At 54.6% G+C, this 26,815-nt stretch carries 14 protein-coding genes and 1 pseudogene; 12 read left to right on the top strand and 3 right to left on the bottom strand.

What is annotated here, in order from left to right:
- The first annotated feature begins 3 nt into the window (after nucleotides 1-3).
- A complete protein-coding gene (locus tag A7K61_RS03470; RefSeq protein WP_069556930.1) occupies nucleotides 4-654 on the top strand; it encodes a hypothetical protein in 651 nt (216 codons plus the stop codon).
- 24 nt (nucleotides 655-678) lie between these two features.
- Nucleotides 679-1,140, top strand: coding sequence for an NUDIX hydrolase (locus A7K61_RS03465; protein WP_069556929.1), 462 nt, complete (start codon nucleotides 679-681; stop codon nucleotides 1,138-1,140).
- 180 nt (nucleotides 1,141-1,320) lie between these two features.
- On the opposite strand, the gene A7K61_RS03460 is transcribed toward A7K61_RS03465, so the two are convergent.
- Nucleotides 1,321-1,533, bottom strand: coding sequence for a hypothetical protein (locus tag A7K61_RS03460; protein WP_069556928.1), 213 nt, complete (start codon nucleotides 1,531-1,533; stop codon nucleotides 1,321-1,323).
- 91 nt (nucleotides 1,534-1,624) lie between these two features.
- Between A7K61_RS03460 and A7K61_RS03455 the strand changes: the two genes are divergently transcribed.
- Nucleotides 1,625-1,960 carry a hypothetical protein gene (locus tag A7K61_RS03455; protein ID WP_069556927.1) on the top strand — a complete coding sequence of 112 codons (336 nt, stop codon included), beginning with the start codon at nucleotides 1,625-1,627 and terminating at the stop codon, nucleotides 1,958-1,960.
- Between the two features lie 368 nt (nucleotides 1,961-2,328).
- Here the strand turns inward: A7K61_RS03455 and A7K61_RS03450 are convergent, their stop codons facing one another.
- Nucleotides 2,329-3,480, bottom strand: coding sequence for a site-specific integrase (locus tag A7K61_RS03450; protein WP_069556926.1), 1,152 nt, complete (start codon nucleotides 3,478-3,480; stop codon nucleotides 2,329-2,331).
- A gap of 78 nt (nucleotides 3,481-3,558) precedes the next feature.
- Here A7K61_RS03450 and A7K61_RS03445 point away from each other — a divergent pair.
- Together A7K61_RS03445 and A7K61_RS03440 are read left to right on the top strand one after the other, a co-directional pair.
- Nucleotides 3,559-4,429 (top strand): annotated as a pseudogene (locus A7K61_RS03445) (DNA-binding protein).
- Nucleotides 4,430-4,702: 273 nt separating this feature from the next.
- The gene (locus A7K61_RS03440; RefSeq protein ID WP_019819770.1) at nucleotides 4,703-5,458 is read left to right on the top strand and encodes a GNAT family N-acetyltransferase; all 756 of its coding nucleotides are present in this window, start codon (nucleotides 4,703-4,705) and stop codon (nucleotides 5,456-5,458) included.
- 141 nt (nucleotides 5,459-5,599) lie between these two features.
- Here the strand turns inward: A7K61_RS03440 and A7K61_RS33465 are convergent, their stop codons facing one another.
- Nucleotides 5,600-5,722: a hypothetical protein gene (locus A7K61_RS33465; RefSeq protein WP_256203228.1), complete on the bottom strand. Its 123-nt coding sequence runs from the start codon at nucleotides 5,720-5,722 to the stop codon at nucleotides 5,600-5,602.
- A 641-nt stretch (nucleotides 5,723-6,363) separates the two neighbouring features.
- Between A7K61_RS33465 and A7K61_RS30820 the strand changes: the two genes are divergently transcribed.
- From A7K61_RS30820 to A7K61_RS03410, 7 genes are all read left to right on the top strand, one after another.
- Nucleotides 6,364-7,083, top strand: a complete 720-nt coding sequence (locus A7K61_RS30820) for a polyphenol oxidase family protein (RefSeq protein ID WP_171905452.1) — start codon at nucleotides 6,364-6,366, stop codon at nucleotides 7,081-7,083.
- 375 nt (nucleotides 7,084-7,458) lie between these two features.
- Entirely contained in the window at nucleotides 7,459-17,394 is a 9,936-nt protein-coding gene (locus A7K61_RS03435) for a non-ribosomal peptide synthetase (protein WP_019819764.1), read from the top strand.
- Between the two features lie 8 nt (nucleotides 17,395-17,402).
- The gene (locus tag A7K61_RS03430; RefSeq protein WP_074059239.1) at nucleotides 17,403-21,176 is read left to right on the top strand and encodes a MupA/Atu3671 family FMN-dependent luciferase-like monooxygenase; all 3,774 of its coding nucleotides are present in this window, start codon (nucleotides 17,403-17,405) and stop codon (nucleotides 21,174-21,176) included.
- Nucleotides 21,163-23,718: a condensation domain-containing protein gene (locus A7K61_RS03425; RefSeq protein WP_019819761.1), complete on the top strand. Its 2,556-nt coding sequence runs from the start codon at nucleotides 21,163-21,165 to the stop codon at nucleotides 23,716-23,718. Before A7K61_RS03430 ends, A7K61_RS03425 begins: the two co-directional genes overlap by 14 nt.
- Nucleotides 23,702-24,565, top strand: coding sequence for an LD-carboxypeptidase (locus A7K61_RS03420; protein WP_323570853.1), 864 nt, complete (start codon nucleotides 23,702-23,704; stop codon nucleotides 24,563-24,565). Before A7K61_RS03425 ends, A7K61_RS03420 begins: the two co-directional genes overlap by 17 nt.
- Entirely contained in the window at nucleotides 24,555-25,568 is a 1,014-nt protein-coding gene (locus A7K61_RS03415; RefSeq protein ID WP_019819757.1) for an N-acetylmuramoyl-L-alanine amidase-like domain-containing protein, read from the top strand. Before A7K61_RS03420 ends, A7K61_RS03415 begins: the two co-directional genes overlap by 11 nt.
- A 98-nt stretch (nucleotides 25,569-25,666) precedes the next feature.
- A complete protein-coding gene (locus A7K61_RS03410) occupies nucleotides 25,667-26,815 on the top strand; it encodes an HlyD family secretion protein (protein WP_019819755.1) in 1,149 nt (382 codons plus the stop codon).

The following is a 26,815-nucleotide window of genomic DNA, read 5'->3' as shown; positions in this document are numbered from 1 at the left end:
TAGATGGATCTGGACAAGCTGATCGAGCTTTACCCTCGGGTTTATCACATGGCCGAACGCGGCGCTTGGGACAGTATTCGCACACGCGGATTGATGAGTGCCACTGCAGTTCTGGATCACCTCGCAGTGGGAGAAGGTGAGCGCGCCCGATATGAGAGTGAGCATCGTGGACAGAAGATGGATGTGAAGGCAGGCGACCCCTCCAATATCGTACTTCGTGATCAGAAACCGATGCCTGAAGGCCGGTTGGTTAGAGCGCTTACGGGGGGAACAACGCCACGCCAGTGGTATGAATTGATCAACGGCAAAGTTTTCTTCTGGGCCGAGGAAAAGCGCCTCCACGGTCTGCTCGGAGCTCGCGATTATCGCAAGCTGGAACATGACGTCCTGACTCTCAACTCGTCGATTTTCATCCCCGCATATGCCGAGGCCATCTGGCTGTGCCATATGAATTCGGGTAATACCTGGCCGATGCCACACCGTCGCAGCACGGACATCTTCTGCAAGATTGGGGACTACCCGGTGAAGCGTTCTGGCAAGCCCGTGAAAAACGTCGTCGAGCTAGTTGTCGATTACGCCGTTCCCAACATCGCGGATTATGTGGTGGAAGTTCGCAGGATGCAGGGCAGCGAGGTATTGGGCGTCATTGGTTAGTTGTCATCCATGGAGCGGGGAAGTATGCCGCGAAAGCGTTTAGCCGCTCGTTTATTGGTGATCAGTCCAAGCGACCGACTGCTGCTTTTTAAGATTCACTATCAGGCTGGTGTTTTGGCGGGCATGAGCTATTGGGCGACGCCCGGTGGAAAGCTCAAGGATGAAGAGTCGTTTGAAGCGGCGGCAATACGTGAACTCTACGAGGAGACTGGCATTGAGGTACCTTTCGTAGGTCGCTGTATCGCACACAGGGAGTTTCTGTGGCAGATGCCTGATGGCGAGCATGTGCTTGCGGTCGAAAATTACTTTACGGTGTACACAGGTACCGAGCAGTGCTCCTGCGCCCAGTGGAGTGACCGGGAGCGCGAAGCGGTATGTGAAGTGAGGTGGTGGTCTTCAGGAGAGCTTGCGGCTTGCCATGAAAAGGTTTTTCCGTCGGATCTGAATAATCTGTTTGGCAGGGCTCTTGATCATAGCGTCGGGTGAGTCCTGGCAGCCAGATCCCCGATGAGTGTTATGGTGAAGCAGATGTTTGAATCGCCCCGAGTTTCGTAGGCACTTTTGGTGCTGCGCTCTTGGCTGATAGCTGCCCCCCCCTGAATGATAGCTCTAGGCGGATAAGACGTCTTCAAAGTGCGAATATTTGGTTGTTCAGCACCACGACGATCAAAGATTTCTAGATCTGAGCTTTGCCAAGCCCTGCTTGATGTGGCCGGCATTTTCTCCCAAAACATATAACGCACCGCGGACATTTTCGCCGACGTCGCGTGATCCCTGGTCCTCGGCGTGGATTACCAACTCCATCAGCGCCCCCTCCAAGGCCAATTGGTTTTCATACAGCCTTTCCAGCAAGTCTGAAAGTGAGTACTCCATCGCCATTTCGTTTAAATTCCTATTGAGAAAACACAAGCATAGCAGTGGCACGGGTTAGAGTCGGTCACTTGATAGATCAGGCTCAACGAGAAAAATGATGAATACAGAACTTACAGAAGAAGAGATACGTCGAGCATTGTTCGGCGACGTCGAGCCGCCTGCGCCAGGCGCCATTGTGCATCAGCAAAATATCGCCCCGGATGATGTACCGGTGCTGCCTGTTACGCGTGCAAAGAAGAAGGCCTCAATCTCAAAAGGTTTTACGCCCAGGTTGAGGGTCACGCTGCGTGTGGGGAACGATTTTGAGGGTCAAATGCACGAGCTGGTGCATGAGGCCGACACGCTGAGCTCTCTGCTCGCAGAGCAAGAGGCAATCAAGGCGGCGCGGAAGAAATTCCGGTACGTGGAGGTGGTATCGGTCAAGTCGATGTAACTGCGTATCGCCGCATCGTTAAAAAGCTGCCCGGTGTGATCGAGGCGGATTTTAGGTGCCAGGGTTGCGATTGTTACCTCACCCCGCTGGAAAAAGGGGATCACGCTGGCGCGCTTTAAGATTGTGGCCGCTGCCAGCGTCTTAGCGCTGATAGATGACCGGTCTCAGACGAAGGGTGAGTCACCGCCATTGCAGTGGCGGCCGTCTCTTTTTTTGATCGGTCGCATCCTGCTTGAAGCGCGTCGGGTGAAGGCACAAGGCGAGCGGCTTCTAGCGGGCGGCCAGGCGATGAACCGTGGTGCTGCGCGAGCATTCGACACACACTCAAACTCAAATCGACCCGCGCGCAGTGCGCGCATACCCAGCAACTAAGGTGGCTCGGTAGCTTCGGTTGCCCCAATTTGCTTGCCCTTCGGGGGTTCTTGGTCATCAACGGTCGATGACTTAAGCAGAGTCGTGGCTCGACTTTCGAGCAGTGCACCGGCTTGAAAGTAGCCCATGACCGTATTCACGCTGCGGTGCTCGGTCATCGCCATGACTTCACCCAGTGGCACCCCCTGACGGCCGGCCTCGGTTACGAACCCTGAGCGCAAACTGTGCGCCGCCCAGTCGCCGTCCAAGCCCGCGAGTTTTGCACGACGCTGAACGATGCGGGCCACCTGGTCAGCTGATAAGCCTGCCGTGCCCACGTTGTCACCCTTATACAGGCGCCGAAACAGCGGCCCCGACGCTGCAGGCGCAGCCTTCAGCCATTCGCTCAGCGCTTGAGCGGCGGGGCCGCGCAACGGTATTTCACGACGGGTGCCGCTGGTGTCGGTCTTGGTGGTGCCTAAGGCATACAGCCAGGTGTCAGCATCCAGGCGACGCACATCGCCGATCTGCAAGCCAACCACCTCGGAACGCCGTCGACCACCACCACTCCAGGCCAATAGGAGCAGGGCGCGGTCACGCTTCCCGCGTACGCCATCGGTGCAGGTGGCCAGCAGTGCCTGCAGCGGCTCAAGCACAATCGCGGTTTTCTTGCGCACGGTCACACCCTGGCGCGACTGGGCCTTGCGTGCGTCACGCAGCAGGGTTTTCAGGGCTGGCGCTTCGGTGGGGCTGTCCCAGCCCTGCAAGCGGTGCCATTTGCCGAGCACCGAGAGGCGATGACTGACCGTGTTATAGGCCAGCGTCCCCAATCCGCCCTTGACCCGTGCGGCCACCAAGGCGGCATCGATCGCTGGCGGTAGCAGGTGCGCCCACGTGCCGTCGCCCAGCGGTCGGGCCAGGTGATCCAGGACGAACTGTACCGCCATCGTTGCCGGCAGAGGGGCGTCGCCCAGCGTCTGGCGATAGCGCAGATGCAGCCAGGCGGACCAATAGGCGAGGGCGCTGCGATAGCTGCGCACGGTGTTGGCCGCCGTGCCGGCGGCGATAAACGCCGCTGCTGCGTGCTGCGCGTTCATGGCCAAGACATGCGGATCCAGCGGGGTTTCGTCGACTAGGGTTAACTGATCTGTAATATTTAATACGTTCAACGTATGATAATTCCATTATTCAGAAAATAACGTCGGATAATCTTTCATTATCAGACCTTATTCGTAAAGGAGCATGGCATGGCGATAGGCGTCCCGGAAAATGAGGTGTTCGCCGCCGCGGATGCGGTGCTGGCTCGCGGTGAGCGGCCGACGGTCGAGCGCGTGCGTATCGAGCTAGGCCGCGGCAGTCCGGCCCGGGTCGGCGGTCTGCTCGATCAATGGTGGGCGCGCTGACTGAGCGGCTGAACGGCGAGACCCGCCTGCCAGCACTGCCGGCCGAGGTGGCGCGGGCCTTTGTCGCAGTGTGGCAGCAGGCCATGCATCTGGCACAGGTTGCCGCCGAGCAGGCGCTGGTCGAGCAGCGCCAAGTGCTGGCCGGCGAGCGCGAGCGGGTTGCGGCGGTTGAGGACCAGGCGCGCCAAGACGCTGCGCAGTGTCGCCAACTGGCGGCGGACGCGGTGGCGGGGCGCCATGCGGTCGAGTTGCGCCTCACCGACCTGGAGCTGCTGCTGTCCCAGCGCCAGACGCAGATTGAGGACCTGCAGCAGCGGCGTGAAGGCTGGCTGCGCGAGCGCCGTGAGGCGCAACAGCACAGCCTGGCGTTACAACAGGAGTTGCAGGCGCTGCGACTCAAGGCCGAGCAGGAGCGCGTCGCGCAGGAGAGCTACGTGCGCGGTGTCGAGGATCGCGCGCACCGCGAGGTCGACCGCGCCCGGGAGGAGGGCAAAGCCATGACCTGCAGTTCAAGGAGGTCGGACGGCAGTTGGAACACCTTAAACAGCGGGTGGAGACGATCCAGACCGAACTGAGCCAAGCCCAGCAATACGCCGCGGCAGAGCGAGCCCGGGCCGACACGCTGGAGCCGCATCTGACGCCGGGGCATCAGGCGCCGGCCGTCAAACGTAAGCCGCGGCCGCGAAAACCTCTGGTGTCGAAGAGCGCCCCCTGAAGAGGACCGGAGCGACTGGGGGCCACCCGGCTCCGGGTGCCGGTACCGCGGCAACGGCCAGCCCCACGTTCCATGGCTTCGATGGCAGGGCATGCGTCGCAGCGGGCTGTGCCCGTCGCTGGCTGGCGCACCTCGATCGCCCAGGCGACGCCTTGTCAGTACGCACCACGCAGCGCAGCGTTCCCCGGCGACTAGCGCTGGCTTGGCGCGCACCGTAGGCCTGTCGAGCTGGGTCGCGGCGAGTTTGGCGCGGTAGCCAATAAGCGCGGTAACATGTTCTTTCATCACCGTCGGACAGTTCTAGAGGTTTTGGTGCACATAGATTTTCAAAGTATTGAGAAAAAATTCCGGACCCGCGTCCAGCCTGAGGACATGGTGCTAACGCATACAATGGAGGTGGTTGTTGCAGGAGCTCTCCGTCGGTTAGCCGTAAAGACTACTGTATTGCAAGGCGTCTTCGCCGCGGATGGCGAGACTGAAACTGCTGGCTACGAGTTCGAATACTTTCAAATCAGTGCACCTACCCCACATAAAAAATTGGGGTTTTTGCCGCCCTTCCAGTACAAGCCGACCACCAATACATTTTCGGCCACCATTTGCCACACGACAAAGACCGTGCGCTTTGGCCCTGTCAATGCCATCAAGGCGAGCCCTGACAAAATTGGCATTGGCAGCGCCCTGATGGGGGCTGTTATCGAGTGGCTGCAAGGCCAACACCTGACGAGCTACTGCGTTGCCCCCGGAAGCTTGGCGGAGGCGCATGCCATTGAGGATGAGGCAAGGAAGAACCGAAACAAGTTTTATATGGCTCACGGCTTTCAACTGTCGAGCAAATGCGGTTTGTTGCACGGCCTCGATGTCGTTGAAGGAACTTTCGCTGCCGAATCGGTTGGATCCCTGACCACCAGCTATAAACGGGGAGTGAGGGTTGCACCAATAACGCACGCAGCTGACCCAGCCCCATCCTCGGCGTCTCTTGTCGGCTGGTTGCGGGCACGTATACAGCGGCTCAAGTGGTGGCCGAATTAGCCGGTCACTCGACGTCAGTGCTCGGGAGCCTGACAACGTCAGCGAGACACGGCCACAGCATGGGAAATGCGTGTCGGGGTTGTCAAAACTCAACTGCTACAAGCTTTTGCCGGGCTGAGAAGGCGAGCAAAAGAGGCATCGCTATAGATCCGGCTCGACCGTCAACGTCGGTACGGCACCGAGGGAGCGGCCGGGCTTGGCGGAGCTGCGCATACGCAGGTGGAACGTGGCCGCATAGTCCGTCGCGATAGAGATCGGCTGCATGTGACTCTGGTCGTGTGAGCAGTAAGGACAAAACGCTGTATCGGGTGGATTCACCAGGTGGCAGGTGGAGCATTCGGTGCCGTATCCGTACTCGGCAGAGACTTTCACAGTTGTGCCAACGATTTGAGCTTCGCGTAGTTCACGTTTCCCAGTGACGTTGGAGGGCCGTGGTTTCGATGACTGCTACTGCTACAGGCTTTTGCTAGTGTGCGGAGGGCGGTATAAGAGGGCGCATCACTACAAGCCCGACTTGATGGTCGGCGCCGGTAAGGCCTAGGGATGGGGCCAATGCGCTTCGCAAGTCGGCAGCCTCCGTGCTTGCATCCAATGTCCGGTGCTTTTTCTGCTTTTAAGTCCATCGTCAGCTCCTTTAGTTTTGGTGCGCGCCGATTCCAATGAACTAGTACCGGATGTAATGAGACTGTCATGAACTGTCGTTACTGTGCCTAGCAACTGCATAGGGGTTTGATGGCGCAGGTGATGACTGCCAGTCATACCGGTAGAGCCAATAGTTTCAAGGGATAGGACAAAGCTTTCTCGTGTTAAATCGTCTGACAAAGTGATTGGCCGATAATCGTCTCTTCGGTATTTCGAACGACTAATAGCTGCTAGGTGCAAGCTCTCCAAGAGCCATTGCATTCATGAATGATAATTCTGCAGGTGCCTCAATGGATGAAGCAATCATTAGCCCTTTACTCGCGACGATCCCCGGTATTCAGCACGGTTTTGGTTGTCGAAAGAAAAACGTGCCACCAAGTGTTGCTCCTTATTGGGAGCAGCGTGCAACTAAGCGGCAAGTGCACGGCGCGCGAGTAGTACAGGTGTCAGAGTATTGCGAAGATGTGGGCGACGCTGATGGTCTTATCACCTATCAGCCCGGGCTCGTGCTTTCTATTCCAACTGCAGACTGTATTCCCGTGCTATTGGCGCGCGTTGATGGTGGTGCAATAGCTGCACTGCACATCGGATGGCGAGGTGCGTACGAGGGGATTGTGCACGAGTTTGGCGGTGTCCTAGCTGGTGTTGGGGAAGATCTCAGCCGCTGGGTTGCTGCCTTGGGGCCGTGTGCTCAAGGGTGCTGCTATGAAGTGTCGGAGCAGCTAATTGACGACTTCGAGCAGAAGGTCAAAATTCCCCGTGCTGCGTTTTCTCCGCAGCCCCGCAAATTGTCGCTGACCATTATTGTGCAAACACAACTGAATTGTATTGGGGTTGCGAGGCACTCCAATAGTGGTGAATGCACCATTTGCGGTACCGAACGTGTAGAGGGCGCTTCTCCGCGATTTCATAGTTATCGCAGGGACGCAATGCGTGATCCCTCCAAAGATCTTCAGTATGCAGCCATTGTGCTTGCGCCATAATATCATCCAGAACGCATACGAAAATTATGACCTCAGAAATCAGCTTTGCAATCCAGGCAGCAGAACGCATATTGGCAGTTTCTTCGAAACGTCCGTTGTGTAATTTATACCCTCAGGTTTACGAAGCTACTGGTGAGGCAGTACGAGTTGATTGTGGGGAGCTTGCTTTTAGCATTGTCTCGCAACCGATCATTGCGCAAATGGCTGATCGTGTTCTTCATGCCCGTCATGGAGAGATAACACTTGAGCACAGCCTTACTCCTTTGTCTCCACGGGATCACGCGATACTCATTGAATGGGTTGAGTTGTTTCGTGAGTACGGCGGGGAAGTCAACTCCGTGTGCAGTTGTGGATAAAGCCCAGTAAGGAAGTGAGATGTATTTAGACCCTGAGGCGTACGACGTTCAATATGACGTTTCATCGAAAAAGACTCTCCACGACTTCGTCCTGGAGCAAGCGGAACTTACGCCACTTGCTTGCGCCATTGCTGGAGACGGAGCGCAAGCGCTGACTTATCAGGAGTTAGTCGCTCGCTCAAACCAATGGATGGCAGCGCTTGTACAACTTGGCACGAAGCCAGGAGAGCGCATTGCTGTTGCTCTTCATCGCACCCCGGACCTTATCTGTGCTTTGCTCGGCATATTGCGAGCTGGTTGCACCTATGTGCCGCTTGATCCTGCTTACCCGGCAGCTTATCGGGAATTTGTTCTTGAGGATTCAGCGGCGCGCGTCGTATTGTGCGACGACGCGAGCGACGTGCCACAGGCTCAGCATCAAGTTAAAATCTGCACGGCTGAAGATTTGCCCTCAGTGTCAGAGGATCAGCCGAATGCCCAGATCGACGATGGCTCAATTGCCTACCTCATCTACACATCGGGATCGACAGGAAAGTCCAAGGGCGTGCTGGTCGGTCATAACAACGTCGTCAATCTAATTCAATGGGCGCTTGATCGCTACACTCACGAAGAGACAAAGTGCGTTCTGTTCTCGACATCGATTTGCTTTGATATATCGGTGTTTGAGATGTTTTTGCCCCTCTCTTGCGGCGGTACGGTATATGTCGTTAGCGATGCCTTGTCTCTCGTCGATGATACGCCATCACTCCCGATCTCATTGATCAATACGGTACCAAGCGTCATGCGCGAATTGCTGCGCATGAATGCCATACCGACGACGGCGCGTACGATAAACGTCGCGGGCGAGCCGGTAAACGCCGATCTCGTTCGTGACCTTCACGCGCAACCTGGGGTGAGCCGCGTATGCAATCTTTATGGCCCGACTGAAACGACCGTTTACTCCACCTTCTGCGAGCTAACGTCCAAAGACTCATCGCCTACCATTGGCCGTCCCATTCGTGAAACGTCCATTCGCTTGGAGGGAGAGAATGGAGATGAAGTGAATGCCGGTGATGTAGGGGAAATTGTCATTTTGGGGGCCGGTGTTGCTGCCGGATATCTAGGGCGTCCGGATGATATGCGGGCCAGGTTCTTCACCAAGGAAATTGGGGGAAGAACCGTACGTGGATACCGGACGGGTGACCTTGGCCGCTGGCGAGCAGATGGGAACCTAGAGTGTTTGGGACGGAGTGATGATCAAATCAAGATACGCGGGTTCAGAGTTGAGCCGGCGCAAGTAGAAGATCTGCTTCGGCAGTGTCCTGGAGTGATCGACGCTGCCGTGGTAGCGGTTGCTGTCGCTGGCGAGCCATTGCGCCTAGTCGCCCATCTCTCTACGGACAGCGTAAGCGAAAAAATCATCGAGGGTGCTCGTTCGACATTAATGCAGCGTCTTCCGCGCTACATGGTTCCAACTGAATGGAAGACGTGCCCTCTGATCCCGCGTTTGCCGAACGGCAAGGTAGACCGGGTACGCCTGAGGACGATGGACGATGTCGATAGACAGTTGTCGCCGCTTGCTTGGCCTTCCTACCAACAGCTGGAGGCCTTGCCGGAGGGCATCCTGAACGTATTGCTCCACCCCATTAAATCCCCTCTGGAGCACGTCATTTCGGCAGCTTTGGCGGTGGCCGTGGCCCGCGTCGCCCAACTCGATGTTGTTCATGTCATGCTCATTGGTGCCTCAGCCGAGGGGCTAAAATTCGTTTTTGACGGTGAGGCTACGTTCGCCAGTTGGGCAAGCAGCGCTGCTTTATATGAGGCCAATGATGCTGAGGTTCGGCTTGTTTTGGGGGAGGGAGCAGTCGCTAAATGGACTTACAGCAGCGATGTGCAACGGAAGATCGAACACGTTAACGTCGCCGATAGTTTGAGTGCTGTACTGCAACGGATTGTAAGCGAGCCAATGAGTCTCCTAAGGGACTTGCCGCTTCTGGGGGCCGATGAGTACATCAGGTTAGTTCAGCAATCGAATGCGACCGACGAAGAGATCCCTGGCCATGAGACGTTGGTCGGCCTAGTTGAAGAGCAAGTCATGCGGACCCCGAACGCGCTTGCCATCGCATTTGAGGATGAGTGCACCAGCTATGCAGAACTGGACGCTCGGGCCACGGATGTAGCTCGACACTTGCGTTCGCTTGGAGTGGGTCCTGACTGCATTGTCGGAGTATTTGCCGAGCGGTCCATCGACATGGTCGTTGCGTTATTGGCCACCCTTAAGGCGGGAGGTGCCTATCTCCCCCTTGATCCCACGCTGCCCGCCGATCGCATTCGGTTCATGGCAGACGACGCTAAAGTGGCGATCATCTTAGCTCAACGTCATTTGCAGAACCGCCTGCCCGTGCTGTCCCAGCCTGTTTGCTGGTTGGAAGATGAGCATGGGAATAACAACGACATTAATCTGCCACCGGTGGCAACCAGTCATCTAGCTTACGTCTTGTACACCTCTGGCTCCACAGGCCAACCCAAAGCGGTCTGCATTACTCATGCGGGAATTGTGAACCGGATTCTCTGGATGCAGCGTGCCTATCCGATCTCTGGAGATGATCGAATCCTGCAAAAGACGCCGTTCTCATTTGATGTCTCCCTGTGGGAATTTTTCTGGCCGCTGACCCAAGGAGCCATGCTGATTATGGCTAAACCCGGTGGCCACCAGGATGCGCAATACCTTTATTCGCTAGTCGAACAAAAGGGCATTACCGTAATGCACTTTGTTCCCCCCATGCTGGAGCCGTTTCTCAATGAGGTTGTAGAGGGGCAGTGCGGTTCGTTGCGCCATGTCTTTTGTAGCGGTCAAGAATTACCTGTCGCGCTCGCCAGGGCTTTTCACCAGTGCTTGTCTGATACGAGCCTGCACAATCTGTATGGTCCAACCGAGGCCTCGGTGGATGTGTCGTCTTGGACGTGCTTACCGGGCGATACGTCGCTCAGCATACCCATTGGGCGTCCTATCGCAAACACACAGCTATATGTGCTGGACTCCTGCTTACAACCTGTTCCGGCAGGTGTAGTTGGAGAGCTGTTCATTGCAGGGGCGGGGCTCGCTCGCGGTTACCTGGGAAAGCCAGAACTGACTGAGCAGGTCTTTATAAACAATCCATTCGGTTCCCCAGGTTCCCGTATGTACCGTACGGGCGACCGTGTGCGTTATCGTGTCGATGGCGCATTGGAGTACCTCGGCCGACTAGACACACAGATCAAATTACGCGGTGTACGTATTGAGCTTGGCGAGATTGAGCATTTGATTGCTCAACAGCCCGGCGTTTACGCGACAGCGGTGTTGCTGCATGAGCCCACGCCGCATTCGCAGCAACTGGTTGCTTACGTGGCGACGAAGAATCAAAAGATCGATAGAGGTGCATTGCGCGAAGCATTGGCGGCTACGCTACCTGTCTACATGCTTCCAAGCGTTTGGGTGGTGATGGAGTCTCTGCCGCTTAACGCCAATGGCAAAGTAGACAGAAGAAATCTACCAGCCCCCGTGCAGGAGATCGGTGAGCCGCTTACACGTGAGGAGGAGCCGGTCTCTTCGCTTGAGAAGGTGATTGCAGGCATATGGTCTGATGTTATTGGCATCGCGGCAGTAGGGCGCAACGATCACTTCTTTGAAATCGGAGGCGACTCCAGAGCGGCGCACGTGGTTGCTCATCGTCTGGCTAAGACTCTGTGCGTGGCCGTTCCAGTTTCAACGTTGTTCGAGTCACCGAAACTAACTGAATTTAGTCAACGAGTTGCGCTGAACAAAAAAATCGATGCTTTGCCTTTCGGTGGCCTTGTACACGTGAAAGCGCTACCGATGACGTCTGCGCAACGCCAGATGCTGAGTTTCTCAATGCTCATGGCGCCAGCGCCCGTTGCCAACGTTGCCTTTTGCTTGAAGTTCGTTAGTCGGGTATCGCTTTCCGAAATTGAGGCGGCACTGAAGCAGGTTCAAAAGAACAACCCACTCTTGTCTGCTCGTGCCAGTGAGGACGGGGAATGGGTATTTTCTGACCTTGAGCTGCCTCTGTTGATCGAGTCGATTGCTGCCGACGATAAAGTGCTCTACGCGAAAGTAGTCGCCGCAGCGCGCACGCCCATCGACCCTCGGGACGGGTACGGATGGCAAGGGCAGCTCTTCCTTCGACCAGATCTCGCTCCTTGGCTTCTGCTGACCCTGCACCATCTGTTGGTAGATGAAGTGTCGGTCGACATCATCATGCGGCAGTTTCAGAAAGCGCTCGAAGGTGTTTCTGGGGAGCCACAAACGGCACAACCTGAGTTCATGCCGCACGATGAGATAACTGACGAAAAAGATATCGCTTGGTGGAAATGCAAAGTTGAACGGGTACCACCCATTTCGATTCCTCTTGATTTCACCGCAAGTACGGCTTCCCATGGACAACTTGATTGCGAGAGGAGACGTCACCTTTTTGGGGCCACCACTTGGGCAAAAATTGGAGAGGTCGCTTCAATTCGAGGCTTGACGCGATACGAATTTCTTGTTGCGTCACTGTCGCGTTTGCTTTCGATTTGGAGCGGGCAGTCACATGTAGTCTTGGGCACCATGATGTCGACGCGTTCGCCATTCCTAGACCCGCAGATAGGCTTCGAAGCTGCACTTGTGCCGCTTATTATTGAGATGAGCCAAACAGCCCCGTGGGCGGATGTTCTTGGCGTTGTGCGTGACGCCGTGCGCAGTAGCCACTTACATGCCCACGCATCTGCGATTCAGTTGCAGGGGCTCGCGCGTGCTCTCTACGCAGGGAAGGACCTTCTCCCCGTGCGTTTCGGCATGATCGATGCCCCAGCGCGGCGTTTGGAAAAATCTGACTTCATTGCTGAGGAAGTCAATCTGGGGGTGTCTGACGCGCTTCTGGATTTCCAAGTGCGGGTTCACAAGACAGGTGCAGAGCTTTACGTTGATGGCCGCACCGCCTCTTTTCGTGGTGAGACCCTAGATTGGTTGCTGAGCGGCTGGGTTGCGTCAATTGAAGCGTCAGTTAAAGGTACTCCGTTCTCGCTATCACCTTCCGCATGCGCTCCTGCGGTGCATTCAGTCGATACGCGATCCGTTGTGGATTGCTTCGAAGAGCACGTACAGCGACACCCGGATGCTTGTGCAATCTCTGCTGACGGTATGTCGATATCGAGAAAAGCTCTACACGAGCTTTCTCGTAACATTGGCGCGCACCTCAACCGGGTTGCAGCACCTGGAGCCCCGGTCATCATTTGGTGTGGCAGTGTGATTTCCTCTGTAGCAGCCATGCTTGCTTGCCTGCAGAACCGATGTGTTTTTGTCCCTGTCAGCCAGAAGGAACCGGTAAGCCGATTAGGTGATATTGTTAGTTCGGTCGGTGCACAAGTGGCCATAGTCGACACGGCTTCTTTGTGGCCATCGGCAGAAGTCCCTATTTCATCCATTATCAATGTTGCAGACCCAAAAGACTCTGGTCCGATATCAATAGTGGCAAGAGGTCCTGTCCCCGGGGCGTCTGCGCCGGCGTATGTATTATTCACTTCCGGCACCACAGGACGCCCCAAGGGGGTGGCACAAGACGCCGACGCGTTGAATTACCACATCATGACCTACGTACGTAGTGTCGGTATGACGCAGAGCGACCACATTAGTCTTATCGCTGATGTCTGCTACGACGCAGCCCTGATGGATATATTTGGCGCATTGGCAAGTGGCGCACGTTTGGTTGCCTGGAATCTATCCAGGAGTGGTATCGCGGGCCTGCTCGGATGGTTTTCTCAAGAGACCATCACCATCTTTCATGGAACACCGTCGGTATTTCGGGAGGTATTCACAAGCGCCGGTCCCCTTTCCTTGCCGTTGATTCGATGCATCGTCCTTGGGGGCGAAGCGGCTCTGTCCGAAGATCTTGCGTTGTTCAATCGCCGCTGTCCGCCTGAGGCAATCCTGATCAACGGTTTCGGCCCGACTGAGTCCACGATGGCACTCCAGGCACACTTTCGTCACGGTGAAGCCTGTGACTTGCCCTCATTGCCTATCGGTACAGCTGTCACCGGTACCGATATCGCGCTCATTAGCGATGAAATAGGCGAATCGACGATGACGGGAGAGATCGAGATTAGAAGCCCGTACGTCAAACTTGGCTATGTACACCATCCGGACGATCTTGCTGCATTAATTTTGCTCGATACGGCCACCAGACCACGTGCTCATCGAACGGGGGACATAGGTCGCTTTTTACCCGATGGTCGCCTTGTTCACATTGGAAGGCGAGATCACCAAATCAAAGTCGCTGGGGTGCGTATAGAGCCTGCAGAAGTGGAGGCTGCATTGCATCGCCTAGACGGTGTTGCACAAGCATGCTTGCGGTTTTGGCAGCGAGAAGTAGGTAATGCAGCGTTGGTTGCCTATGTGGTACAGGTAGCTGATGCCGGCACCAGAACACCAGAGCAATGGCGAAGTGTTCTGGCCACACGCTTGCCTTCAGCGATGCTGCCGATCGTGATGACAGTGCCGTTGTTGCCCCGACTTTCGAATGGAAAAATCGACTGGAACCAACTGCCATTGCCCGGTTTGACTGGGGCCTATCAAGGACGCAGTCTGACCGAGCATGAGCAGGCGATAGCCGCGACGTGGTCCAAAGTGCTTCGCTTGGAGCACCCAATAGGTCCGGCCGATACTTTCATGCGACTGGGTGGAAACTCATTGATGGCTATGTCGGTATGCGCCGCCGTCGGACGCCTCATTGGACGTCGAATATTGCCCTCATCGTTGTTGCTAGACCCTACGTTAGAATGCTTTGCCGCTGAAAGCAGCCCCTCACAGACGAGCCTTTCAAATACTGTAACCGAATCATTAGCCCTTCTACCGCAGCAGTTACGCTTCTGGTTTAACGTGCAACTGCGTGGCGCTGACGATGGGAATCACATTCTCTGGGCAGCCCGTCTGCATGGGCGCGTCAATTTAGAGGCAGCTGTTGCCGCCATGCGTTGTGTATTCGATCGTCATGAAATGCTGCGGGCCAAAATGGTCGATAGCGATCCACCATCAATCACCATCGCCAATTTCGTCGCAGCACCTCTAGCATTTGAATCGGTGGCACGTTTGCCGGAGGTATTAACGCCGCAGCATCTTCCTGCCAGCCTGCGTGAGCCGTTTGACCTTTGTGATGGCCCTTTGCTACGAGCTGCGATTTTATCGGGACCAGAAGATGACAGACTAGTCATGGTTTGCCACCACATCATCGCCGATGCGAGATCCTGTGAGGTGATCCTGCACGACTTCGATCGTGCTTACGCATCGATAGTCCTCGATGGCGCCCAACCCCAACTGGATGCTCCTCCTTCTTTCGCCCAGGCTGTTACGCGCCTGCAGACGGCGAGTGACCAGGTGCGAGAGGACGCATCCAGTTATTGGCGCAAAGCGCTTGATGGCTCGGTCACCGTGCTCAATCTTCCTGGATTGTCAGTATTGGAGCCTTCGCGCACGGTCACCAGCATACGGAAATCTTTGAAACTAAATGAGCCGTTGCGGAAGTCGCTGTTCGAGTTTTGCAGTTTGAAAGGATTCTCACCGACGGCCGTGTTTCTCGCCGCTTACTCGCTCGTCCTCTGTCGACACGTTGGAGAGAATGACGTCACTATTGGCATGCCGACATCGTTGCGCGAGGCAGGTGAAGATGATGAGCTTGTCGCGCCTTTACTGAATGTTCTGCCGGTGCGTTGTCGGTTGCCTGCTGAAGGAGATTTCTTGGCGCTGTGCCGCCACGCCACCTTAGCGATTGCCGGCGCGCTCGACCACGCTGACTTGCCCTTTGAAGATATTCTCGCGCTTGTTAACCCTGTGAGAGCGTCAGGACGACATCCACTCTTTCAGGCGGTGCTGTCAGTTCATTATTTGAGAGTGGAAACCGGCCGCTTGCGAACGTTGGCGCCGGTTGATACGAACTCCTCAACATTGAGTTGTGACTTGGCCCTAACCGTGGAGTTGCGCGCGGAGGAGGTCGTTTTATCACTTGATGGGATAGGCGGTCGTCTCCACCCTAGATGGCTTGGGCGTGTGTGTGAGCAGATTTGTACCGTGATGACCAATGGCATTGCGAGTGAGCACGCCGCACTGGAATCTATGGTGATTGTTCCGAAAAAGGAGCGAGACGAGATCGTGTATGCATTGGCCTCTGGCGGTAACATGCCAAGGCAGCAAGACTCGATCGTGGAGCAATTTCTTCAAAATGCGCGCAGACGCCCTGGGGCGTGGGCATTACGCGGTCGGCATATGCAGACTTACGCTGAGCTGGCAATGGCCGCACAACATCTGGCAGAGCGGTTGGTTGAGCATGGGGTTAGTAAGGGCTCGATAGTTCCTTTCATCGCGAACGATGACATTAACCCTGCGGCTGTGGCCTTAGGCATTCTCATGGCAGACGCCGCATTTCTGCCGATTGATCCTGCGTGGCCGTCCTCAGTTCGAGAGGCAGCACTTGATGACGTGGGGGCCTCCATCTTGATCGAGCAGGACGGGGCAAGTGTGGCATTGCGCCCGCGCGGGCAGGAAGTTGGACGCAAGAAATCAGAAACCCTAACCGGGGAGGCGGCTGTCTACGTCATTTTTACCTCAGGTTCGACCGCTCGGCCGAAAGCAGTCGCCATTGCCCAACGAGGATTGCTTAACAGGTTCGCCTGGATGACTAGTTTCTTTGGCGATGAAATGCCCAACACGCTTCAGACAACACCCCTTGCCTTCGACAGTGCTGTATGGCAAGTGCTTTGGCCTCTCACGAGAGGTGGCACCTGTGTGTTGCCGGAGCGGCACGAACTATTTGACGTAGAGGCGCTCGCCACACTCGTTGCACGAGAACAGGTCACGGTTGCGGATTTCGTGCCTTCGGTTCTTCAATCGTTGTTGCCAGAGTTCGAGAGTGCAAACTCGGCAGTCGGTCGATTGCAAGGTCTGCGCTGGGTGATACTCGGAGCGGAGCGCCTTCGCGCTGAAACAGCGCGTCGCCTTTCAGCACTCTTGCCAGCCGCCAGAATTGTCAATCTTTATGGCCCGACCGAGGCCACAATCGGATGCATTTATCATGAGATATCTGGCGACACAGGCGCCATTGTTCCCATTGGACGACCACTGCCCAACGTACAAGCCTATGTGACCGGTAAGGACGGCTGGCTCCTCCCACGTGGTGCTGTCGGCGAGTTGGTGGTATCGGGTGATTGTGTCGGTATTGGTTATTTGGGACAGACCACGGCTAATGGATTTTGTACGGTACCGTTCGCAGAAGGTACAGACGCCCGAGCTTATCGTACAGGCGATCTTGTGCGCTGGAACGAGCAGGGAGAACTCGAATATTACGGGCGTATCGACTCTCAATTAAAGATCCGTGGCATACGGATCGAGCCGTCAGGCGTTGAAAAAGTTATATACAGCTACCCGGGGGTTCAGGAGGTAGAGCTTCTTGTTGTCCCCGGTGAGGAAAGCAACCCGCAAGACGAACTGGTCGCGTTCGTGAAACCAAAAAGTGGATATGTGTTGCAGACATCTGAACTGGATCTGTGGCTCCGTGAGCGTTTGCCCGCTGGATGGGTGCCCGGAATGACTGAAGTTATAGACGCAATTCCGCGCCACATTTCCGGCAAGCTCGATACGCAGGACTTGCTATCCAGGGTGAAGGTGAACCGTACCGTTGAAGTGACTGACAGCTCTGATTTGGGTGGCTGCGTACGGCAGATTTGGCGCGAGCTTCTAAAACACACCAATCACATCCCAGCAACTGCGACATTCTTTGATGTCGGAGGGCACTCATTACTGATGCTCGGGTTACGGCGGCGCTTAGTTGAAAGGCTAGGGGTCACGGTCAGTATCGCCGATCTTTTCAGGCACTCGACAGTTCCCTCCCAGGTGGCGCTCCTCGTCTCGCGCGGGGCTCAAATCAATAAGCAAGTTAACTATTCGAATTAGAAATGACTATGGACAGTTCGCAAAACAAAATTGCAGTAGTTGGAATGTGGTGTCGATTCCCCGGTGCAAATTCTCCTGCCGCTTTTTGGGAAAACCTCTGCTCGGGCAAGGTCACGATTCAGCGCCTAGAGCGTGAGGCCATGATCGCCGATGGCGTCGCACCTTCAGATCTGGACCATCCAGATTATGTCCCGTACCGAGGCCTTTTGGACGACGCGCTAATGTTCGACCCGGCTTCGTTCGGAATGTCTCCGGCTGAGGCAGCTCTTACCGATCCCCAGCACAGGCAGTTTCTCGAATGCGCCAGACTTGCTCTACAGGATGCTGGCATCGACGGCCGAGATCTTACGCGTACAGCCGTATTTGCCGCGCAAAGCCATAACGAATACAGAACAGCTTGCCTATCGGGTGCAAGCGAGATTGCTTCATTCAGCGCTGATGTACTCAACGGTGCAGCTCACCTGGCGACAAGCGTAGCCTATCGGCTTGGTGCGGAGGGCGCTGCACTGACAGTGCAGACGGCGTGCTCCAGCTCTCTCGTTGCGGTTCACCTGGCATGCCAGGCTTTACATGCGGGTGAATGCGACCTTGCAATCGTCGGCGGCGTTGCAATTGGGTGGCCGCAACATGTCGGATACAAATATGTGCCGGATGGAATTATGTCCCGTGACGGCCAATGTCGACCTTTCGACGCGGGTGCATCAGGCACGGTTCGCGGTGAAGGTGTCGGTATTCTGGTCTTGCAACGGTTATCGGACGCACAGGCCGCTGAGCGAGCCATACGCGCTGTTATCTGTGGCAGTGCAGTAAATAATGATGGCCGTCATCGCATGGGCTTCTCGACACCTTCGACGCAAGGCCAGGTTCGAGTTATTCGCCAAGCGTTCGAGAGGTCCACGGTGTCGGTGAGCGACATTTCTTATGTTGAAACTCACGGGACCGGGACCGCTGTCGGAGATGCGATCGAACTGGCTGCGCTATCCGAGGCGCTGCACTTGGACGATAGCCCTGAGCATCGTGTCTATCTAGGTAGCGTAAAAGCCAACATCGGACATCTTGATGCGGCTGCCGGAATCGCGGGGATGATCAAGCTTATCCTGCAGTTGCAGCATCGGAAAATAGTGCCGCAAGCAGCGTTTGAGCGATTGCATGACGAGAGTCGCCGCCACCAGGAACAGTTCTCTTTTGCAGAAAAGGTTGTTCCCTGGACGAGTGTGGGAGCCCTTACTGCTGCTATCAGCTCGTTCGGCCTCGGGGGAACAAATGCCCATCTGATCATTCAAAGTCAACCAGAGGACCGCAGCCAGTCGAATCCATTGGAGAGTGATGCGTGGCCGGTGGTTGTGCCCTTAGTCAGCACTGACGAAAAGACTTTGCGTGCTCGATACGCATCGTTATGCAAGCGCGCTGCAACGCTTGGTCTACGTTACGTTGATGTGGCTTTTACCTTGGCGAGCCATAGCAATGGAGTAGGCGCGCGCGCCGCTATCTTCGTTTCTTCTGTCGATGCAGTTCGAGTAATTGATCCAACCACCGTAGTCGCTTTCTCACTGGTCGAACGCGAGCGGCTTGGCACTCTGTTTGTTTTCGGTGAACTGCGAGGGGCCGCAGCTGTTGCCCGTGATCTCAGCCGATGCTTCCCCGTTTTCCGGCGCAATCTAGCGGCAATCGTTTCAAGAGTAGGGCGCTCCGAAGGTACTGCGAATACGGTGGGGGAACATACGACTGCTCTGCCATCGCAAGATCGTTTGGCGGGTCTCTGTGTACAAGTCGCCCTTGCTCGCACTCTGGCGGCAATGGGCGTTCCTGTTCTTCGAGTCGCTGGTTATGGTTTCGGTGAGGCCGCGGCTGCTTGCGTAAGCGGTGCATTAACCTTGGACGTTGCAGCCGCATTGGTGTTGGCCGAATCTGCCAGCGAACTCCAAGACGCGCTGGAAATGGCACAAATACGCGAGGGTATCAGTTGGTACTCCGCAACTCTTGCGCGGCATACCTCGTCAGATGACCTGCACAACAGTGATTTCTGGCACGTGGTGTTCGAAGAGGATGATGATGCTGTGGGGACCTTAATGTCTGAGACGGGCAGTGTGATGCACGTCATTGTTGGTGCGATAGCGACTAAGGTGAGCTTGTCGATTGAGACGCCTCATATCCACTTCATTGACACAGTTGATCAACGGGCATCGGCGCACATGACACGCGCCATCGGGCAAGCATGGTGTTTAGGCGCCACTATCAATTGGCCATTAGTCTTTGAAGGGCAGCAAGCACATGATTATGCAAGCGAGCTACTTGAGGACCGGAGAAGGGCCTACTATCCGCCTGCTATGGTTCGTGTGCAGCAAGCGACCGCGGTTACCGCACCCTCCGAATTGACTCAAGTTTCCAAGCCGGTCCCTGCAGAAATGCGAGCTTATGCGAAGCAGGCGTTTTGCGATGCGCTTCAGCTTGAAGACATTGATATAGACACTAACTTTTTCGAACTGGGTGGATGCTCGCTTACCGCACTCGATGTACTTGAGCGTGTCAATGGCGTAGCCGAAGTGCGCATCTCCCTGCGTGAGTTCTTGCATGAGCCAACAATCCGCTCGCTTGAATTGCTGTTAGTGCGGAATAGCGAAGAGATGGACGGCGCTTTATCGGTCGACACGATCACCTCTTCAGCGCTTGCCTCACCTGCTAGACCTGTTGAGTTTGGTCTTGCAGCAACTGCACATACAGACTCAATGGGAAATGCTGTCCACGAGCACCTCCCGCGATTCAGTGTGTTTTTCTTCTCTGGAGAGACCTCTCAGCACGCACAGCCAAACTTATATGGGCTTGTACTCGATGCCGCTCGCTTGGCCGATGAAAGCGATTTTGAGGCGATATGGATTCCAGAGAGGCACTTTCACCGATTCGGCGGGCTCTTCCCAGCTCCCGCTGTGTTAGCCAGTGCGATTGCGGCTATAACACATCGCGTAAAAATCAGAGCCGGCAGCATTGTGTTGCCGCTGCATAATCCAGTCGAAATCGCAGAGCAGTGGTCCGTTGTCGACAATATTTCTAATGGACGCATAGGCCTGGCTCTTGCCCCGGGCTTTCATCCAACCGATTTCGTGCTCAATCCGACGCGTTATGAAAAACGACGAGAGCATTTCGCGGACAGCACTCGAGTGTTGCGCGCAATGTGGCGTGGTGAGCCTTATAACGGAATAAACGGCTTAGGGGAAAATGAGAACGTCACCGTGCTACCGCGGCCTGTTCAAAGCGAGCTTCCTGTGTGGATTACTGCTGCCGACAGCGAGTCGAGTTTTGAGAGTGCAGGTGCCAGCGGATCCAACGTATTGACTGCAATGTTGTCATTGGACCTTGATGGGTTGCGTCAACGCATTGCCATCTATCGCAAAGCGCTTAATGGCCGTCCTGGGCGAGTCACGGTCATGTTGCACACCTTTGTGCATCAAGATCCGACGGTTGTAGCGCAGATCGGCGCAGGGGCTCTCTATGAATATCTGGATACGCATCTGGACTTTGCTTCCGCGCGAGTAAGCTACGAGAGAGTGCGTGGTTTGGCTGCAGCCGATCGCGGCGCCCTGGTCGACCATGCAGTGGGCCGTTATCTGAACGGCGGCTCACTTATTGGGACACCGTCTCACTGTGAAGCGATGGCTCGATCACTAAAAGAAATTGGCGTGGACGAGATTGCATGTCTGGTCGACTTTGGTGTTCCTCGAGAGCACGTACTGCCTTCACTTGTCGAGGTGGCTTCAATGCAGGCTAAGTTGAATGTACAGCGGTGACCTCTCCGAAATGACTCCGCACTCTCTCCGGACGATGGCGACGGATAATGCGACGATCCCGGTTGCTGGTTTGTATCCTACTTCAGCTGCCCAAAAGCGCATGTGGTATATGTCTCAATTGTCGCCGGATGATCCACACTATAACGTTACTTTGGCAATGCGGCTGAGCTTCGACTTGAACCAAGACGTTCTTGCAGAATCATTACGCCAACTGGTAGCGCGCCATGAAATCCTTCGCACGAGCTATCCCATCGTCGCAGGCGTGGCTTGGCAAAAAGTCTCTCCACCCGAAAAATGGAATTTGGAGTGGATGGGAAGTATTGAGGTCCCCGAGGAACAACGCCTCAAGCGCTGCGAAGTGTTGGGCGCGGAAATTGCGTCATTACATATTGATCTTGAACATGGTGCCGTTTTTCGTGCGTTTCTTTGGTCTTTGGGGCCGTCAGATTATCTCTTGATTCTCTTGACCCATCACATTGCTGTTGACCAGCGAACGATAAATACGCTCTGTGAAGAACTCGACGTTTTATATCGAGCATGCAACGGAGAACGTCATGAACAGTTACCCGTAGCAACACAATACCGGGAGTACGTTGATTTTGAGCGATCTAGGTTCGAGCGTGACCGCCAGCGGTTAGTCGAGTATTGGCATCAGCAACTCATAGGCGAGTTCCCCATGCTAGAACTTCCCTATCTCTGCGCTCCAACAGATCCGAGACGCGACCGGCGTGGTGCAGAGTACCCCATCGAATTACCACCTTCTGCCGTGAATCGATTTCGTGCGTGGTGTCGTCGGCATCGGTTGACCGAGTTCGGCGGCATACTGTGCATCTGGTCGATCTTGCTGCACTCGGTGTCGGGGGGACGCCAGTTATTGCTGGGCACGACGACAGCTTTCCGTGAGCAGCGGCGTTTTGGTCGAGCATTAGGGTGTTTTATCAACACATTAGCAATCCGTATTGATTTTGGAGCGGGCGCGACAATCAATAGCATGGCAGCGCATGTGCGCGAGCAGCTTCTCGATGCCTTTGATCATAGTGCATTTACGTATGAGCGCCTTGTGGAGCAGGCACGAAAATCCAATCCAGCTTTAGGCGAGGATCTCATCAATGCGTATTTACAATTTCAACCGCGGTCAATAGCTGTTGCTCATCAAGCAGGTGGACGGTTCGCCCCAAATTTAAATGTTTTCAATGGGCGGGCAAAATTTCCTCTGATGCTGAACATTTCTGACCGTGGAGACGTATTCACAGGACATTTCGAATACGAAGTCGATGCCTTTAAACAGGAAACGATCGCCACGCTTGCGTCGGACTTCTACACCCTGATAGAAAAAATTGACGAAGAGGGTGATAAATTACCAGAGGGGCACTTTCCGACGGCCGTGATGCGTACGATGGCTATCGATACTCAAAGAACGAATCTGAATGAGCAGGCTCAGATTTCAGAGGCGTTGGTAGAGCAACGACCGTTCGATGATGTAGATCATCGTCTCGCCGACATTTGGTATGACTTGCTCCGTCTTCGGCCATTGAGTTGGAAAGACGACTTTATGTTAATGGGGGGGTATTCTTTACTTCTGACGCAACTCTCCTGGCGAATCCAGCAAGATCTTGGGGCCCGGATTCCGCTCAAGGAGTTGCGTCAAAACACCCGGATGGAGCAAATGTCTGCATGTGTTCGTCGCTCGGCCGTTGCTTCCCCTGTCGTGATATCTCGACCTTCAGCAGATAGCCTCCACGTCGGGGACATTTCTGTTCGCTTGGAACTTGGAGTCTGGACAAGAGATTCTCTTGCTGCCCGTATTGCAAGCGTGAATAGTGTGCGCTCTGGGAGCGGTAATCGCCTATGGCTGGCGGCGGAGTCATTTATGGGGACGCCTGTCAGTCTAAAGTCATCTGGATTTTCGGCCGGTGATACCAGCTTATCTCTATCTCTCGGCGCACTAGACTCTGAAGCGCTTGCAGCGATAGCGATTGCGATGGCCGATGCCAAGGACATGACATCATTTGTTCGGCGTTTTCAAGCGTTGCGCGCTAGGGCTCTCGCAGATGATCAGCGGCGCAACACTATGTCAATATTGCAACAAGCGATAGAGCGCAACATGTTGGTTCTGATCGCAGGCGACCTAGATGAAAAGTCTGACCTTGCTGAGGGAAATTCGAGTCTTGGTTTGTGTACGGGAGACATTGCTGTTTTTAGAAACCGCGCAAATACCTCACATCAGACATATGACGTGGGGATCCTATTCGTGGATCGTACCCAGGCGTATGTATTGCAATCCGTAATAGACTATGAACATTTGCCCGAAGGCAAGTCCGGCGTCAACGTCTTCTATGACACCGAACAACGGTGCGCGCAACTTGGTGTCGGCTTGCGTCGACGCCGTAAAAAAAATGCGGCTACATTCGCTGTTGGTACCCGCACTGCATACGCACTTGAATCAGGTGTGCCTGCATCGCTGAAAGAGTGTTTGCTAGAGGACAGTACGGTATTGTCAGCCGTACTTCGATTGCCAGAGAAAAATGATTATGAGCCATAAACGTCTTACGATAGCGGTCATCTCTCCTGCGGGGATACCTGATCCAGCGGGCCTGGAGCAAGGACTGTCTCTTATACGTAGTTGGGGGCATGAAGTTATAACCGGCCCTCACGTCGGAGCAAAGTGGCGATATATGGCGGGAGATAACGATCAGCGCTCCGCCGATTTGCGATGGGCCTTCGAAACCACCGGCATCGATGTGGTATGGATTGCTCGAGGAGGATTTGGGGTTCAGCATTGTCTCAAGGCCTTGCCTGTGGGTATGAATGATGATCGGATAGTCATTGGTTGTTCAGATGCGACAGCACTGCTGCATTACTTGTCTCTCCAGGGGCATACGCGGCTTGTACACGGGCCGATGATTGATACGCTAGCATCTGGCGTGACCGATGAAACGAGAGCCCGTGTACGGCATATTTTGACTGGTAACTTTCATGGCGAAATGCCTGTGAGCTCATCAAACCAGGCCGCGCTTGAAGGGAAGCTGATAGGTGGAAATCTGACAATGCTCGCGAGCATGTGCGGCACTCCTCAGCAAATCAACACTCGAGGAGCCATTCTCATGCTTGAGGATGTTACAGAACATGCGTTTCGCTTGGATCGCATGGTCCTTCAATTGCGTGACAGCGGTGCTCTGGACGGGGTTAAAGCTATCGTGCTGGGCGAATATGTACGGTGCTATTTACCGGCCGGTGCTGACTACACGGCGGACGAATTGATGGAGAATTTATTACAACCTCTAGGTGTTCGTGTAGTGAGAGGCGCGGGTTTTGGTCATGGGCGAGATAACTATGCCTGGCCATACGGCCATAACGCCCAGTTGCAAGGAGGTCGACTTGTCTTCTAATTCTCATTTACAAGAGGTTATTGGCGGTATCCCATGCGCCGTTTCGCTGGGTGATCTCATTAGTCGGCAAGAGATCGAAGACCTGCTCTTTGAATTCTCCGAATTGCCTCCAGGTCAGCGATTGGCGGTTTGGGCTGAGCGGTTAATTGGTACGCCGTTTGAGTTTGAAAGCAACCTTCCTATCCTTTCGGAGGACATGTTGCGCGTGAACTTGGCCAATCTGGATTGCATCACTTTTATTTACGTTGTCATTGCTCTGAGCCGCGCGGACTCATTCGAGCAATTCGTAAGGCAACTTAAAGTGCTGCGTTACGATGTACCCGACGTTGAGGCCGCGTCAGGTCGTCATGCGGCTTCAGGTTCATTTCTTCACTTTGTTGAGGAGTCGTTGCTCGAACGGGCGATCGAGCAAGGTTGGCTTACCGACGTCACCTCAACACTTGTAACGGCGGAATGCATTATTCCGATGGCAGTCGATCTTCGTGTCATTCGTCGACCCGCGGCTTTTGATTTTCGTGAGCAGCTTGTAGCACCTGTACGTGGCGAGCGCGCCATCAGTCACACATTCATTCGTGCCGTAGATTTGCAAAAAATGGATGTCAAACTGCTTCAAGATGGCGACATTATTGTATTTGCTAAGGATCCTACAACAGCGCAAGGGGATCTTCGTCATATCTTGGTCAGGCATCTTGGGATTGTAAAGAAGCAAGCCGGCGCCGCATACTTTATTCACTCCTCCAGACATTTTGCTCGACGTGAGCACGCTACGAACGAAGCTCGACCTTCACATACCGGCATTTTCTATGACGATGACCGGCGTTGCGAACAGCTGGGTGTCGACTTCTGTGGCGCCTATGCAGGTGACGAATACATTATCAAAAAAGACTCGGATACCTACTTTGCGATGGACATGTCTCGTCTGCGCACGGTGCAGGAGTATGCTGAATCCAATTTCACCGGAATAAAGGTTTTACGCCTTCTCCCGAAACCCAAAAACGCATAGCTGATACAGCTGATACAGTGCATTACTGCTCGGCTAAAAAAATTTAAGCCTACTCGGCAACTTTGGGTGTCGCGTTTTATGCGCGGGACAAGAGAAATATGAGTAAGAAAAGTGCGGTGATCTTTTTTCTAATAAGCGCTTTAGCGGCGGTGATCATCTTCGGAGAGTATACCGAGACGGCGGTCGCCACGGGAGTAGCTGAACCTGAAGGAGGATATGTTTCTGTTGTTGCCGAACAAAGCGGAACGATTATTCGGTTAATAACTGAGGAGGGCTCCAGCATCAATGCCAACACAGCGCTGGCTGAAGTGGCGCCGCAGCGGTTAGGGGCAGACGGCAACGACTTCAGTAAAATGACGATCGAGATATTGCGACAACAACGGGATCTCATCTTAGAGAAAATTAAGCAAGTAGACTCTCGCTTAACTCAGAAAAAGCAGTGGTTAAGCGAACGGTTGAGGATGAACGATCATCAGACCGATGAAGCCCGCATCGGCTTGAAGTCGTTGGAGCCTGCTGTGGTTCAAGCAAAGGACATGATTGAGCGTTACCGCGAGCTAGAGCGTGAGGGGTTTGTGTCGCATACGGTCGTTTCTGAAAAGCTCTCTGATTTCACGACACTGCAGTCACGGGTACTTACCGCGACTCAACAGGTTCAGCAACTAGAACGTCAGAATGTAGAGTTGCGCGTGGAGAGTGCTGATTTCGAGCAGCAGGCCAATAGCGATAAACTGTCCTTTCAAATGGAACTCGAGAAAACTAACCAGGCGATCGAGCTAGCTAAGTTTCAGAGTAACTCTCTGGTTACGGCAGGGGTGGGGGGGCGTGTTGTCGTCTCTAGTGTTCGGCTAGGGCAATATGTCAACCGTGGTGACAGCCTCTTTATGGTGGCGCCCGAAGGCGCAAAAATATCTGTACGCCTTAATGTACCCGCTGAAGCCACCGCTCGCTTGGAGGTTGGTCAGCACGTCAAACTTCGCTACGCGGCATTTCCCTATCAAAAATATGGAATTCAGACGGGAAACATAACGAGTATTTCAGGGGCGCCCGTTCAAACTGATGCAAATGGTCATGAGCGTCCAGCGATTCGTGGGTTCTATCGGGTGATCGTACATCCGGATGTGCAGGCTATTCGTCAAGATGGTCTTGATCTCCCTATTCCAGCAGGCACGCCGGTTGATGCCAATATTGAAATCGCCAACGAATGGATTGTTGATTGGGTTTATTCGATTTTCGTTAGGAAGTGA

The organism is Pseudomonas sp. AP42 (assembly GCF_001728935.1).
In the GTDB taxonomy this organism is placed as follows: Bacteria; Pseudomonadota; Gammaproteobacteria; order Pseudomonadales; family Pseudomonadaceae; genus Aquipseudomonas; species Aquipseudomonas lactis.
The sequence above is the reverse complement of the archived record's forward strand: the minus strand, read 5'-3'. Positions and strand labels throughout refer to the sequence as shown.